At 68.9% G+C, this 14,756-nt stretch carries 13 protein-coding genes; 10 read left to right on the forward strand and 3 right to left on the reverse strand.

Annotated elements, in window-relative coordinates; translation table 11 throughout:
• Positions 1–262: 262 nt before the first annotated feature.
• Both ispG and AC3WRN_RS09440 read left to right on the forward strand, forming a co-directional pair.
• Positions 263–1,522, forward strand: coding sequence for a flavodoxin-dependent (E)-4-hydroxy-3-methylbut-2-enyl-diphosphate synthase (gene ispG / locus AC3WRN_RS09435; RefSeq protein ID WP_068096446.1), 1,260 nt, complete (start codon positions 263–265; stop codon positions 1,520–1,522).
• Between the two features lie 88 nt (positions 1,523–1,610).
• Complete coding sequence (locus tag AC3WRN_RS09440; protein ID WP_492622775.1) at positions 1,611–2,411, forward strand: HD-GYP domain-containing protein; 801 nt, start codon at positions 1,611–1,613, stop codon at positions 2,409–2,411.
• 2 nt (positions 2,412–2,413) lie between these two features.
• Here AC3WRN_RS09440 and aat read toward each other — a convergent pair whose 3' ends face one another.
• The 3 genes from aat to trxB form a co-directional block, all read right to left on the reverse strand.
• The gene (gene aat / locus AC3WRN_RS09445) at positions 2,414–3,142 is read right to left on the reverse strand and encodes a leucyl/phenylalanyl-tRNA--protein transferase (protein ID WP_492622776.1); all 729 of its coding nucleotides are present in this window, start codon (positions 3,140–3,142) and stop codon (positions 2,414–2,416) included.
• Positions 3,139–4,284, reverse strand: coding sequence for a GNAT family N-acetyltransferase (locus AC3WRN_RS09450; RefSeq protein ID WP_492622865.1), 1,146 nt, complete (start codon positions 4,282–4,284; stop codon positions 3,139–3,141). The genes aat and AC3WRN_RS09450 overlap by 4 nt, the downstream gene beginning before the upstream one ends.
• Positions 4,285–4,372: 88 nt before the next feature.
• A complete protein-coding gene (trxB, locus tag AC3WRN_RS09455) occupies positions 4,373–5,338 on the reverse strand; it encodes a thioredoxin-disulfide reductase (protein ID WP_492622777.1) in 966 nt (321 codons plus the stop codon).
• Between the two features lie 213 nt (positions 5,339–5,551).
• Between trxB and ald the strand changes: the two genes are divergently transcribed.
• The 8 genes from ald (at position 5,552) to AC3WRN_RS09495 (ending at position 14,620) form a co-directional block, all read left to right on the forward strand.
• On the forward strand, positions 5,552–6,616 hold the full coding sequence (ald, locus tag AC3WRN_RS09460; protein WP_492622778.1) for an alanine dehydrogenase: 1,065 nt from the start codon (positions 5,552–5,554) through the stop codon (positions 6,614–6,616).
• Between the two features lie 30 nt (positions 6,617–6,646).
• Positions 6,647–8,971 carry a DNA translocase FtsK gene (locus AC3WRN_RS09465; protein WP_492622779.1) on the forward strand — a complete coding sequence of 775 codons (2,325 nt, stop codon included), beginning with the start codon at positions 6,647–6,649 and terminating at the stop codon, positions 8,969–8,971.
• A gap of 154 nt (positions 8,972–9,125) precedes the next feature.
• A complete protein-coding gene (lolA, locus tag AC3WRN_RS09470; protein WP_492622780.1) occupies positions 9,126–9,791 on the forward strand; it encodes an outer membrane lipoprotein periplasmic chaperone LolA in 666 nt (221 codons plus the stop codon).
• A gap of 7 nt (positions 9,792–9,798) precedes the next feature.
• On the forward strand, positions 9,799–10,491 hold the full coding sequence (locus AC3WRN_RS09475; RefSeq protein WP_492622781.1) for a YoaK family protein: 693 nt from the start codon (positions 9,799–9,801) through the stop codon (positions 10,489–10,491).
• A gap of 115 nt (positions 10,492–10,606) precedes the next feature.
• On the forward strand, positions 10,607–11,941 hold the full coding sequence (locus tag AC3WRN_RS09480) for a replication-associated recombination protein A (protein WP_492622782.1): 1,335 nt from the start codon (positions 10,607–10,609) through the stop codon (positions 11,939–11,941).
• Between the two features lie 132 nt (positions 11,942–12,073).
• Positions 12,074–12,652, forward strand: a complete 579-nt coding sequence (locus tag AC3WRN_RS09485) for a hypothetical protein (RefSeq protein ID WP_492622783.1) — start codon at positions 12,074–12,076, stop codon at positions 12,650–12,652.
• A 307-nt stretch (positions 12,653–12,959) separates the two neighbouring features.
• Positions 12,960–14,240: a serine--tRNA ligase gene (gene serS / locus AC3WRN_RS09490; protein WP_492622784.1), complete on the forward strand. Its 1,281-nt coding sequence runs from the start codon at positions 12,960–12,962 to the stop codon at positions 14,238–14,240.
• Complete coding sequence (locus AC3WRN_RS09495) at positions 14,237–14,620, forward strand: LrgA (RefSeq protein ID WP_492622785.1); 384 nt, start codon at positions 14,237–14,239, stop codon at positions 14,618–14,620. Before serS ends, AC3WRN_RS09495 begins: the two co-directional genes overlap by 4 nt.
• Positions 14,621–14,756 lie beyond the last annotated feature (136 nt).

Below are 14,756 nucleotides of genomic sequence, written 5' to 3' on the forward strand. Positions count from 1 at the left end.
ACTTCGATCAAGCGGCTGCGGCAATCCGCCTCCATCCCCTGCGGCGGCCCCGCTGCGGGCGGCCGCCCGATACTGCCGAACGGCGCGTCGAGGGATTGTGCAGGCATTTCATGGCGACGCCCTCGCCGCTGCCGGAGCGGCCTGATCCGGTGCATGTCCCGGCGGTGCCGGCGTGCGCCGATTTGTCACAGGAGGACAGGCACGATCGGGTATCCTTGTTGCATCGCTGCGAGCCGTCGCGGCCTGCATTCCGGTTGATTCCATGAGTGAGATCGCTGCACAGAAACCGCGTCCGGCCGCGCCGGCACTCCGCCGGCCCAGCGTGGCCGTGCAGATCGGCAAGGTGAAGGTGGGGGGCGGCGCGCCGGTGGTGGTGCAGTCGATGACCAACACCGACACCGAGGACCCGGCCAGCACCGCGAAGCAGATCGCCGAACTGGCCCGCGCCGGCTCCGAGCTGGTGCGCATCACGGTGAACACGCCGGCCGCCGCCGCCGCGGTGCCGCGGATCGCCGAGCGGCTGGCGATGATGGGCGTGGACGTGCCGATCGTGGGCGACTTCCACTACAACGGCCACCAGCTGCTGGAGCGCGAGCCGGCCTGCGCCGAGGCGCTGGCGAAGTACCGTATCAACCCCGGCAACGTCGGCTTCGGCAAGAAGAGGGACAGCCAGTTCGGCGCGATCATCGAGAAGGCGATCCAGTACGGCAAGCCGGTGCGCATCGGCGCGAACTGGGGTTCGCTGGACCAGGGCATGCTCACCGCGCTGATGGACGAGAACGCCCATCGCGCCGATCCGTGGGATGCCTCGCACGTGGCGCGCGAGGCGCTGATCCGCTCGGCGCTGGATTCGGCCGCGCTGGCCGAGAAGATCGGCCTGCCGCGCGAGCGCATCATCCTGTCGTGCAAGGTGTCCGGCGTGCAGGAGCTGATCGCGGTGTACCGCGACCTCGCCGCGCGCTGCGACTACGCGCTGCACCTGGGCCTCACCGAGGCCGGCATGGGTTCCAAGGGCATCACCGCGTCCAGCGCCGCGCTGGCGGTGCTGCTGCAGGAAGGCATCGGCGACACCATCCGCATCTCGCTCACGCCGGAACCGGGCGCTTCGCGCACCGGCGAGGTGATCGTGGCGCAGGAGCTGCTGCAAACCATGGGGCTGCGCTCGTTCACGCCGCTGGTCACCGCCTGCCCGGGCTGCGGCCGTACCACCAGCGAGTTCTTCCAGGAGCTGGCCAAGACCGTGCAGGAACACGTGCGCGAACAGATGCCGGTGTGGCGCATCAAGTACGACGGCGTGGAGAACCTCACGCTGGCGGTGATGGGCTGCATCGTCAACGGCCCGGGCGAGTCCAAGCACGCCAACATCGGCATCTCGCTGCCCGGCAACGGCGAGGCGCCGGCGGCACCGGTGTTCATCGATGGCGAGAAGGCGATGACCCTGCGCGGCGACAACATCGCAAACGAGTTCGTGGGCATCCTGGACGACTACGTGGCCCGCAAGTATGCGGCGCGCGCCGGCTGAGGCACGGGTCACAGCCTTTGCGTTCACGCTACTACACACTGCGCGCGGCCTGCAGCCGCAGGCCTGACGCATCGCCGGAGCCACGCGAGTGACGATCAGCCCACCGTTCCGTACGGCCTCGGTCTACGTGCTGGTGTCCACGCTGTGGATCTGGCTCTCCGACCGCGCGCTGGACCTGCTGGTGCAGGGGCAGGCCGAGCTGTCCTTCCTGCAGAGCGTCAAGGGCATCGCGTTCGTGCTGACCACCGGCGCGCTGCTGTACTGGATGACCGGCCGCGACCTGCACCGGCTGGAGGCCGCCAACCGGACCCTGCTGGAAGGCCACCGGCAGACGCTGGGCGCGCTGGTGTCGGCCATGGACGTCCGCCACCGCGAGACGGGCGACCACTCGGACCGGGTGATGCGCATGGCGACGGGCCTGGCGCGGTTGGCCGGCGTGCACGGCGAGGCGCTGCGCAACCTGAGCTTCGGCGCGCTGCTGCACGACATCGGCAAACTGGGCTTGCCGGACGCGGTACTGGTCAAGCCGGGCAGGCTGGACGACGACGAGATGGCGGTGGTGCGCCAGCACCCGCGGCTAGGTTACGAGCTGATGCAGCAGGTGGATTTCCTGCGCGGGGCCAGCGACATCCCGCACAGCCACCACGAACGCTGGGACGGCAGCGGCTACCCCCAGGGCCTGCGCGGCGAGGCGATTCCGCTGGCCGCGCGCATTTTCAGCGTGGTCGATATATGGGACGCGCTGATCACCGCGCGCGTGTACAAGCCGGCGTGGCCGGAGGCGGACGTGCTGGAGTACCTGCGCGCCGCCGCCGGCAGCCAGCTCGATCCGGACCTGGTGGCGCTGTTCCTGGAAAACTACGACGAGCTCAAGGCACTTGCTCGCTGAGGTCAGTGGCCGGCGCAGGGCTGGATCAGCCGCGGGGTGAGGCCGGCCCAGCTGCCGTCCGGTCCCGCCAGCCGGCCGAGCCGGGCGACTTCCTGCAGGAACTGCCCGCGCGGCATCTCGACGGCGCCGAGGCCAAGCGTGTGCGCATTGCTGACCTGGGCGTCGAGCAGCGGGAAATCGATCTCGTGCAGCAGCCGTGCCAGCGCGACCAGGGCCAGCTTCGAGCCGCCGCTCTCGGCGCTGAACATCGACTCGCCGCAGAACAGCCGGCCGACCGCCACGCCGTAGATGCCGCCGACCAGCCGTTCGCCGTCCCACACCTCGACGCTGTGCGCATGGCCCAGCTTGTGCAGCCGCACGTAGGCGTCGATCATCGCCGGCACCAGCCAGGTGCCGCTGTCGCGGGTGCGCGGCGCGGCGCAGGCGCGGACCACCTGCTCGAAGGCATGGTCGAGGCTCAGCCGCCAGCGTTTGCCGGCGAGCTGGCGGCGCAGGCTGCGGTTGATCCGCAGCGTCGCGGTAGAAAACAGGCAGCGCGGGTCGGGCGACCACCACAGGATCGGCTCGCCCTCGCCGTACCACGGGAAGATGCCTTGCCGGTACGCCGCCAGCAACCGCCGCGGCGACAGGTCGCCGCCGAACGCGAGCAGGCCGTTCGGCTCAGCCAGCGCGCAGCTCGGATCGGGAAAGCGATCCGGATCGTCGGGATCCAGCAGCGGCAGGTGCATCATCGTTCCGGGTGGCCGTGATCGGCGTAGGGGCTGTGGCCCTGCAGCTCGGCGGCATAAGCGTCGACCGCTTCGGCCTCGCTGGCAAGCGCCGCGGCCACCGCGGCACGGAAGTCTGGATTCGGCAGGTAGTGGCGCGAATGCGTGCGCACCGGCAGGAAGCCGCGCGCCAGCTTGTGCTCGCCCTGCGCGCCGGGTTCGAAACGCGCCAGCCGCTGCGCGATCGCGTATTCGATGCCGCGGTAGTAGCACAGCTCGAAGTGCAGGCCGGGCACGTCGACTGCCGCGCCCCAGTAGCGGCCGTACAGCGTGCCGCCACCCTGCACGAACAGCGCCATCGCCAAGATGGCGTCGCCGTCGCGGGCCAGCGCCAGCTGCGCGGTCGCTTCCAGCTCGCCGAGCCGGCGGAAGAACGCCACGGTCAGCGCCGCGTGGTTGCCCTTCATGTCAAAGGTGGCCGCATACAGCGCATGCACCTGCCGCCACTCGTCGCCGCTGAGCGTGTCGCCGCTGCGCCACTCGATGGCCAGCCCGCTGGCCACGACCTGGCGGCGCTCATGCAGGATGTTCTTGCGCTTCTTGTGGTTGAGCGCGGCGAGGAAGTCCGGGAAGTCGCGGTAGCCGCGGTTGTGCCAGTGGAACTGCACGTCCGAGCGGATGAGCCAGTCGTCGCCGAATGCGGCCAGTTCGGCGGGTTGCAGGAAGTTCGCATGCACCGACGACAGACCGAGCCGCGCGGCTTCGCCGCGCATGGCATCGACCAGCGCGCGCTGCAGTGGCGGCGTGCGTGCGCCGCTGCCGGCGAGCAGGCGCGGGCCGGGCACGGGCGAGTAGGGCACGCCGTTGAGCAGCTTCGGGTAGTAGGTGCCGCCGGCGCGCTCCCATGCGCGCGCCCAGCCCCAGTCGAACACGAACTCGCCGTGCGAGTTGCCCTTCAGGTACAGCGGGGCGGCGGCCAGCAGCCGGCCACTTTCATACAAGCCCAGGTGGTGCGCCTGCCAGCCCCAGTCGGGACGGATGCAGCCGCTGCGTTCCAGCGCGTCCAGGAACGCGTGCGACACGAACGGATTCGCATCGGCACGCAGGGCATCCCACTCCACGGCTGGCAGTTCGGCGATCGCGGCATGGAAGCGGATGTCATGCATGGCGTGGTTGTAGGAGCGCACCCTGTGCGCGATGCTCTTCGCATCGATCGACATCAGAGCGATCGCGCACAGGGTGCGCTCCTACACATCAGCTGGCCGGCGTCTGCTTGTCCAGCCAGCGTTCGGCGTCCAGCGCGGCCATGCAGCCGAAGCCGGCCGAGGTGACCGCCTGGCGGTAGATGTGGTCGGCCACGTCGCCGGCGGCGAACACGCCGGGCACCGAGGTCATCGTGGCCATGCCGTGCTGGCCGCTGTGGATCCTGATGTAGCCGTCGTGCATGTCGAGCTGGCCTTCGAAGATGCCGGTGTTCGGCGTGTGGCCGATCGCCACGAAGAAGCCGGTGGCGGCGATGTCGCGGGTGGCGCCGGAGTTGACGTCCTTCACGCGCACGCCGGTGACGCCGGAGTCGTCGCCGAGCACCTCGTCGATGCTGTGGTTCCAGACCAGCTCGATCTTGCCGGCGGCGGCCTTCTCGAACAGCTTGTCCTGCATGATCTTCTCGGCGCGTAGCTTGTCGCGGCGATGCACCAGGTAGACCTTGCGGCCGATGTTGGCGAGGTACAGCGCCTCCTCGACCGCGGTGTTGCCGCCGCCGATCACCACCACGTCCTGGTCGCGGAAGAAGAAGCCGTCGCAGGTGGCGCAGGCGGACACGCCCTTGCCCTTGTATTTCTCCTCGCTCTCGATGCCGAGGTACTTGGCGGTGGCGCCGGTGGCGATGATCAGCGCGTCGGCGGTGTATTCGCCGGAGTCGCCCTTGAGCCGGAACGGGCGCTGCTTAAGGTCCACCGTGTGGATGTGGTCGAAGATCATCTCGGTGTGGAAGCGCTCGGCGTGCTCGGCCATGCGCTGCATCAGCGCCGGGCCTTGCAGGCCCTCGACGTCGCCCGGCCAGTTGTCCACATCGGTGGTGGTCATCAGCTGGCCGCCCTGCTGCAGGCCGGTGATCATGGTCGGCTTGAGGTTGGCGCGCGCGGCGTACACCGCAGCGGTGTAGCCGGCGGGGCCGGAGCCGAGGATCAGCAGGCGGCTGTGTTTGGGGGCAACGCTCATGGTTATAATCCTTGGGTTTTCCGGTGACTTGAGTGGCTATTCGCTCCGACCCCTGCGGCCGTTTCCTTCCGGGCCGCAGCGGGCGATGACGATGGAGCGCACGACCCCGGAAGAATGGGGAATACGCGGCACCGATTCAAGGCATCGGCAGATCGGCGGCACGACCGCGTCGATGGCGCGATGGGTTTAACCTCCCACAGGACTCCTTATCCCATGCGCATCGGCATTCCCTGCGAAACCAAGACGATGGAAGGGCGCGTCGCGCTCATTCCCGCTGCCGCCGCCGACCTGGTGCGCCGTGGCCATGAAGTGTTCATCCAGTCCGGCGCCGGCTTGAAAAGCGGCTTCGCCGACGAGGCCTACGCCAGGGAAGGGATCACGGTAGTGGCGGACGCCGCCGCGCTGTACGAGGCCGGCGAGCTGATCGTCAAGGTGAAGGAGCCGATCGCCGGCGACCTGGCGCTGCTGCAGAAGCGCCACCTGCTGTTCTGCTACCTGCACCTGGCCGCCGAACCCGGGCTGACCCGCCACCTGCTCGACATCGGCCTCACCGCGGTGGCGTTCGAGTCGGTGACCGAGAACGGCCTGCTGCCGCTGCTGCTGCCGATGTCGGTGATCGCCGGCCGCATCGCCACCCAGCTCGGCACCACGCTGCTGCATCGCCCGCAGGGCGGCAAGGGCAAGCTGCTCGGCGGCATGGCGTCCACCCCGCGCGGCAAGGTGGTGGTGCTCGGCGCGGGCGCCGCCGGCGGCAACGCCGCGGCGCTGGCCGCGGCCGCCGGCGCCAACGTGGTGGTGTTCGACAAGCGCCACGACCGCCTGGCCGAGATGATGGCGATGGGCCCGAACGTCACCGCGCTGTATGCCTACGAATCGTCGGTGGCCGAGGAAGTGCGCGACGCCGACATCGTGGTCGGCGCGGTGCTGATCCCCAGCGCCCGGGCGCCGCACGTGGTCAGCGAGGCGATGGTCCGGACGATGGAGCCGGGCAGCGTGCTGGTGGATATCGCGATCGACCAGGGCGGCTGCTTCGAGACCTCGCATCCGACCAGTTGGAAGGAACCCACCTATGAGGTCCATGGCGTCACCCACTTCTGCGTGACCAACATGCCGGGCGCGGTGCCGCAGACCTCGTCGCTGGCGATTTCCGCCGCGATCCTGCCGTACGTGCAGCGTCTGGCCGCGGGCAACGAGTGGCGCCAGTTCGCTCCACTGAACAGCGGCATCAATGTCGATGACGGCAAGCTGGTGCATCCTGCGCTGCAAGGTATGCTCTAACCCTTGTCAGGCAGGAAGGGGGCACCCAGGGTGGCGCGCAGCACAAACGTCAAGCAACAACCGAAGGAAGGCCTCAGCGAGGAGGTGAAGCGCCGGCTGCGTGAAGCCGGTGCCCTGTTGCTGCTGCCGCTGGCGCTGTACCTGCTGGTATGCCTGTTCAGCTACAACCCGCACGACCCCAGCTGGACGAACGCCGGCCAACTGGAACATGCGCGCAATTTCGGCGGCACCGTGGGCGCCTACATCGCCGACCTGCTGCGCTGGATCTTCGGCCTGGTCGCCTACTGCTTCCCGCTGCTGCTGCTGCTGCTGGGCGTGCAGGTGTTGCGCCAGCGCGGCGAGCAGGTGGTGCATCCGTGGGAGCCGGCGCTGCGCCTGATCGGCTTCGTGTTCTTCTTCATCACCGGCCCGGCACTGCTGTACCTCAATTTCCATGACGAGCCGGTGCTGCCGCAGGGCGTGGGCGGGATCATCGGCGTGTGGGTGGGCAGCGCCCTGCTCGGCGCGTTCGGCGACAAGGGGGCGCCGCTGCTGTTGCTGGCGCTGTTCCTGATCGCGGTGACCCTGGCCACCGGGCTGTCCTGGTTCAAGCTGATGGACTGGACCGGGCAGGGCGTGTTGAAACTGATCGACTGGCTCAAGGCCAAGCTGCGCGAGGCGCCGCAGGCGCTGGCCGCGCGGCAGGCGCGCACCGAGCGCGAGGTGGTCAAGAAGGCCGACGCGGTGCGCCAGGCCAAGCGCGAGCCGGTGCGCATCGAGGCTGCGCCGGCGCCGGTGACCAAGAGCGAGCGGGCACGGCTGGAAACCCAGATCCCGCTGTTCACCGGCGCGGCCGCGCCGGGCGAACTGCCGCCGCTGTCGCTGCTGGACGAGGCGCCGCCGCAGGGGCCGGGCTACTCCGAGGAAACCCTCGAGGTGCTCTCGCGCCAGGTCGAATTCAAGCTGAAGGACTTCAAGATCGACGTGAAGGTGGTCGGCGCCTATCCGGGCCCGGTGATCACCCGCTTCGAGATGGAGCCGGCGCCGGGCATCCGCGGCTCGCAGGTGTCCAGCCTGGACAAGGACATCGCGCGCGGCCTGTCGGTGGTCAGCGTGCGCGTGGTCGACGTGATCCCCGGCAAGAACGTGATCGGGCTGGAGATCCCCAACACCCACAAGCAGATCGTGTACCTCTCCGAGATCCTGCGTTCGGACAAGTACGACCAGACCAAGTCGCCGCTGTCGCTGGCGCTGGGCAAGGACATCGGCGGCAAGCCGGTGGTGGTCGACCTGGGCAAGATGCCGCACCTGCTGGTGGCCGGCACCACGGGCTCCGGCAAGTCGGTAGCGGTCAACGCGATGGTGCTCAGCCTGCTGTACAAGGCCAGCCCGAAAGACGTGCGGATGATCATGATCGACCCGAAGATGCTGGAGCTCTCGGTGTACGAGGGCATCCCGCACCTGCTGGCGCCGGTGGTCACCGACATGAAGGAAGCCGCCAACGCGCTGCGCTGGTGCGTGGCCGAGATGGAGCGTCGCTACAAGCTGATGGCGGCGGTGGGCGTGCGCAACCTGGCCGGCTTCAACAAGAAGGTGAGGGACGCCGAGAACGCCGGCCAGCCGCTGCTGGACCCGCTGTTCCGTCCCAACCCGGAGATGCCGAACCTCGCCGCGGAGCCGCTGGAGCCGCTGCCGTACATCGTGGTGTTCATCGACGAATTCGCCGACATGATGATGATCGTCGGCAAAAAGGTGGAGGAGCTGATCGCCCGCCTGGCGCAGAAGGCGCGCGCCGCCGGCGTGCACCTGATCCTGGCCACCCAGCGGCCGTCGGTGGACGTAATCACCGGCCTGATCAAGGCGAACATCCCCACCCGCATCGCGTTCCAGGTGTCCAGCAAGATCGACTCGCGCACGATTCTCGACCAGTCCGGTGCCGAGACCCTGCTCGGCCATGGCGACATGCTGTACCTGCCGCCCGGCACCGCCACGCCCGAACGCGTGCACGGCGCCTTCGTCGACGACCACGAGGTGCACCACGTGGTGGCGTGGCTGAAGGCGCAGGGCGCGCCCCAGTACGTCGAGGGCGTGCTGGAGGAAGTCCAGGCCACCGGCGACGGCAAGTTCATCAACGACGCCGGCCTGCCGCAGGAGGGCGAGGAAGGCGGCGACGCCGAAGCGCAGCTCTATGACAAGGCCGTGGCCATCGTCACCCAGACCCGGCGCGCCTCGATCTCGGGCGTGCAAAGGCACCTGCGCATCGGCTACAACCGCGCCGCGCGGCTGATCGAGCAGATGGAGCAGGACGGCGTGGTCAGCGCCCCGCAGCACAACGGCAACCGCGAAGTGCTGGCACCGCCGCCGCCGAAGAACTGAAACTGTTGCCTCGACATGCTTGTAGGAGCGCACCCTGTGCGCGATGCTTTTCGTCACGTTGCAGAAAAGCATCGCGCACAGGGTGCGCTCCTACGGATCCGTTAAGCCGACATTGTCCACAATCCACCGCCATCGCCACGTTCCGGGGAATCCGATGAAACGCTTCATGCTCGCCCTGTTCGCCGTCGTGCTGGCGCTGTCGCTGGGTACCGTGGCGCAGGCCGCCACCGGGCCGGCGCGCGCGCGGCTGGACGTATTCGCCACCGGCCTGCATTCGTTGACCGGCCACTTCAGCCAGACCTTGACCGACATCAACGGCCACACCAGCAAGAACAGTTCCGGCACGCTGGCGCTGCAGGCGCCGCGCCAGTTCCGCTGGGACACGCTGGCGCCGTACAAGCAGACTATCGTGGCCGACGGCAGCCGGGTGTGGATGTACGACCCGGAGCTGGAGCAGGTTACCGTGCGCATCCAGAGCAGCGAGGAGGCGCACAGCCCGCTTACCGTGCTGACCGACCTCAAGCAGATGGACAAGGATTTCAAGGTGGTCGAGCAGGGCGAGCACGACGGCCTGGCCTGGCTGCGACTCAGCTCCACCGGCAAGGATCCGCAGTTCGACCATGCCGACCTCGGCTTCGACGCCAACGGCCTGGCCCGCATGACGTTCCGCGACCAGCTCGGCTCCACCACCGAGATCCGCTTCTCCGGCTGGCAGCGCAACGCGCCGATCCCGCCGGCCACCTTCAACTTCGTGCCGCCGAAGGGCGCCGACGTGATCGGCGACGCGCCGGTGATCGACGTGCAGCCGCTGAAGGACTGATGCCGCCATGACCGTGCTGCGCAGGTTGCCGCGCTGGGCGTGGATTGGCGGCGGCATCCTTGCCTTCATCGCCGGCATGGTCAACGCCGCCGGCTACATGGGCTTCCGCCACCAGTCGATCACCAACCTCACCGGGTCCACCAGCCTGCTCGGCATCGCGGTGGGTTCCGGCGATGGGGGCGAGGCTTGGCACTGGCTGCTGTCGATCGGCGCCTTCGTGGTCGGCGCCCTGCTCAGCGGGCTGATCGTGCAGCAGCACACGCTGAAGCTCGGCCGCCGCTACGGGGTGGCGCTGGTGCTGGAGTCGTTGCTGCTGTTCGCCGCGGTGCCGTTGCTGGACGCCGGGAGTTCGTACGGCCTGGATCTGGCCGCGATGGCGGCCGGGCTGCAGAACGGCATGGCCAGCACCTACAGCGGCATGGTGTTCCGCACCACCCATGTCTCGGGCATGTTCACCGACCTGGGCATCTACATCGGCCAACGCCTGAGGGGGCTGGAAGTGGACACCCTGCGCATCCGCGTCTGCCTGCTGGTGGTCGGCACCTTCACCTTCGGCAGCGGGGTGGGCGCCGTGCTGTTCCGCCTGCTCGGCGAGCACACCCTGCTGATTCCGGCCACGCTCACCGGCCTGTGCGGCGTGGGCTACGGCATCTACCGCCAGTACACGATGATGGTGGGAATCCGCCCCGACGAAGTGTGACCTTCGCGCGGGCCGCGGCCGCCGGCGCCGGGTCGGCATGCGGCAGCCAGGCCCGGCTGGCCGCCCGGGCACGCCATGGGGAGGGCCGCCGGCGGGCATGACGTATCATGCCGGCATGCCCCGTCCCGTTCCCACACCCGGCGCCGGCCTGTTCGCCGAACCCGACGCGCTCAAGCCGCTGGCCGAGCGCATGCGCCCGCGCAGCCTCGACGAAATCGTCGGCCAGCAGCGGCTGGTCGGCCCGGACAAGGCGCTGCGCCGCGCGCTGGAGGCCGGCAAGATCCACTCGATGGTGCTGTGGGGGCCGCCCGGCTGCGGCAAGACCACGCTGGCACTGCTGGTGGCGCGCTACGCCGATGCGGATTTCCGCGCGATCTCGGCGGTGCTGTCCGGCCTGCCGGACGTGCGCAAGGCGCTGGCCGAGGCCGAGGTGAACTTCGCCCAGGGCCGGCGCACCGTGCTGTTCGTGGACGAGGTGCACCGCTTCAACAAGACCCAGCAGGATGCGTTCCTGCCGCACATCGAGCGCGGCGTGATCATCTTCATCGGCGCCACCACCGAGAACCCCTCGTTCGAGCTGAACTCCGCGCTGCTGTCGCGCTGCCGCGTGCACGTGCTGGAGCCGGTCTCCACCGCCGACATCATCGCCGCGTTGAAGCGCGCGCTGGCCGACAGCGAGCGCGGCCTCGGCGAACTGCAACTGCAGGTGGACGACGAGGCGCTGGACTCGATCGCCCAGGCCGCCGATGGCGACGTGCGCCGCGCGCTGACCCTGCTGGAAATCGCCGCCGAACTGGCCGCCGACGGGCGCATCGACGAAGCCACCCTGGCCCAGGTGCTGGCCGACCGCACCCGCCGCTTCGACAAGCAGGGCGAGCAGTTCTACGACCAGATCTCGGCGCTGCACAAGTCGGTGCGCTCGTCCGACCCCGACGCCGCGGTGTACTGGCTGTGCCGCATGCTCGACGGCGGCGTCGACCCGCTGTACCTGGCGCGGCGGCTGACCCGCATGGCGGTGGAAGACGTGGGCCTGGCCGAGCCGCGCGCCTGGCGCATGGCGCTGGACGCGTGGGATACCTACGAGCGCCTGGGCAGCCCCGAAGGCGAGCTGGGCCTGGCCCAGCTGGCGATCTGGCTGGCGATCTCGCCGAAGAGCAACGCTGCCTACATGGCTTACAACAAGGCCCGCGACGCGGTGCGCGAGGGTGGCACGCTGGAGGTGCCGATGCACCTGCGCAACGCGCCGACGAAATTGATGAAAGGCCTCGGCTACGGCAAGGGCTACCAGTACGACCACGACGCCGAAGGCGGCATCGCGCTGGACCAGCAATGCCTGCCCGACGCGCTCGCCGGCAGCGTGTTCTACGAGCCGGTCGAGCGTGGCCTGGAGCTGCAGTTGCGCGAAAAGCTGCTGGCCCTGCGCGCCGCCCGCGCCAAGGCCCGCAAGTAGGAGCCCGCTCGCGGGCGATGCTTCTTGCACGACACCGCTGCGCCACGCCGCCCTCCGACGCTGCTGCGCGCAGCCTTGCTGCCGCCTCGCGGTCCGGCATAGATTCGCCGTATCAACCGGGGAGAGTGAACCATGCGCGTACTCGTGGCGGGCCTGATCGGCGGCATCGTGGTGTTCCTGTGGGGCGTGGCGGCGCACACGGCGCTGGGGCTGGGCAATGTGGGCATCCAACTGCCGGCCAACGAAAACGCCGTCTTGAGCAGCCTGCATGAAGGGCTCGGCAACCAGCCCGGCATCTACATCCTGCCGTCGCTGGATCCGAAGAAGATGGGCGACGAGGCGGTGATCAAGGCGTACTCGGAAAAGGCAGCGACATCGCCGTATGCCTTCGTGGTCTACCTGCCGCAGGGCGAGGACATGATGCAGATGGGGCCGCAGATCGGCCGGCAGTGGGCGTCCGACACGCTCGCCGCGCTGGCGCTGGCCTTCGTGCTGGGGCTGGCCGGGCTGGGCTTCCGCCGGCGCATGGCACTGACTGCCGCGGCGGCGGTATTCACCTGGCTGTGCACGATGGTGCCGTACTGGAACTGGTACCGCTTCCCGCTCGATTTCACCCTGGCCGCGCTGGTCGAGCAACTCGTCGGCTGGCTGCTCGCCGGCGCCGCGATGGCCTGGTGGCTGGGCCGCAGCGAACGCAAGCTGGCCAGCTGACCCGCGCTCCCTCCCCTGCAAGGCAGGGGAGGGTTGGGGTGGGGTCAGCTCTTGATCTTCTTGCCAGCCCGGAGCAACCCCCTCCCGGCCTCCCCCTGCGATGCAGGGGGAGGAGCGGAGCGCCAGCTGCGGGCAGGGGAGTTGGCTGGCTGAGGCTCTGCTCCCTCCCCAGCGACCGAAGGAAGTCCCCTGGCGGGACGTGTAGCAGGGGACGAGTGAAGTCTCCACGCCAGTCACGTGCTGCATTGCGGCCACAGCCACCCGACAGCGATAATTCACGGTTCAAGCCTTCACCCGGACTTTGATCATGCTGGATCCCGCCCTGCTGCGTTCGCGCCTCGCCGAAACCGCCGCGCGCCTCGCCGAAACCCGTGGCTACACGCTGGACGTGGCCGCCGTGGAAGCGCTGGAGAGCAGCCGCAAGCAGCTGGCGATGGAGACGCAGGAACTGCAGAACCTGCGCAACACCCGCTCCAAGGCGATCGGCCAGGCCAAGACCAAGGGCGAGGACGTGGCGCCGCTGATGGCCGAGGTCGCCGGCATCGGCGACAAGCTCAAGGCGAACGAACAGGCATTGACGGAAGTGCAGGCGAAGCTCGCCGGGATCGCGCTGGGCATCCCCAATATCCCGCACGCGTCGGTGCCTATCGGCAAGGACGAACACGACAACGTCGAAGTCAGCCGCTGGGGCACGCCGCGCGATTTCGCGTTCGAGGTGAAAGACCATGTCGAACTGGGCGAACCCCACGGCTGGCTCGACGGCGACGCCGGCGCCAAGCTGTCCGGCGCGCGCTTCACCGTGCTGCGCGGCCAGCTCGCCCACCTGCATCGTGCGCTGGGCCAGTTCATGCTCGACCTGCACACCGCCGAGCACGGTTACCTCGAATGCAACGTGCCGGTGATCGTCAACGCCGACAGCATGCAGGGCACTGGCCAGCTGCCGAAGTTCGAGGACGACCTGTTCGCCACCGACGTCGGCGAGGCGAAGCGCTACCTGATCCCCACCGCCGAAGTCTCGCTGACCAACCTGGTACGCGACACCATCCAGGACGCCGACGCGCTGCCGCTGCGCATGACCGCGCACACGCTGTGCTTCCGCGCCGAGGCCGGCAGCTACGGCCGCGATACCCGCGGCATGATCCGCCAGCACCAGTTCGAGAAGGTCGAGATGGTGCAGATCGCCCGCGCCGAGCAGTCGCATGCGCAGCTGGAGGAAATGGTCGGCCACGCCGAGAAGGTGCTGCAGAAACTCGGCCTGCCGTACCGTAAAATGCTGTTGTGCAGCGGCGACATGGGCTTCACCGCGGTCAAGACCTACGACCTCGAAGTGTGGCTGCCCAGCCAGCGGACCTATCGCGAAATCTCCAGCTGCTCCAACTGCGAAGACTTCCAGGCGCGCCGCCTGCAGGCCCGCGTGCGCAACGCCGACACCGGCAAGCCCGAACTCGTGCACACCTTGAACGGCTCCGGCCTCGCCATCGGGCGCACCCTGATCGCGGTGATGGAGAACTACCAGAACGCCGACGGTTCGATCACCGTGCCCGCCGCGCTGCGCCCGTACATGGCCGGCCTGGACCGCATCGCATGAACGCACCGATGCCCGCACGCGGCACCTGGGGCAGGGTGGAGTTCTACACCAGCTTCTTCCTGCTGATCGTACTGGCCTCGGTGATCGGCACCCGGCTCGGCTTCGCCGGCGTCTGGCAATTGCCCACACTCGACCTCGACCTCTCCGTGGTCGCGCTGGCGCTGGTCCTCGCCAGCTTCTGGTTCGCCCGCCACAGCCGCCGCTGGCGCCTCGCCATCATCGCCTTCGCCAGCGCCACCCAACTCGTGCCGATGGTCGTCCGACAACCGGTGCTGCTGTTCCCGCTGCTCGGCGCACTGATTCCCGTGGCGATCCTGGTGGGGTGCCTGGTGGCGTTGTCGAAGAAGGGCGGCAGCGGTCGTCCGCCACAGGGTTCCTGATAAACTTCCACGCCCCGCCGGCAACCCAATCTGCCGGCGATAGTTATGGAGAGATGGCCGAGCGGTTTAAGGCAGCAGGAGCTTAACGCGTAGGCAGGATGCCGAAGCGGACAGCGGCGCAGCCGCTGGCCCCGAA

The sequence above is a fragment of the Rhodanobacter sp. FW101-FHT13A11 genome (genome assembly GCF_058790335.1).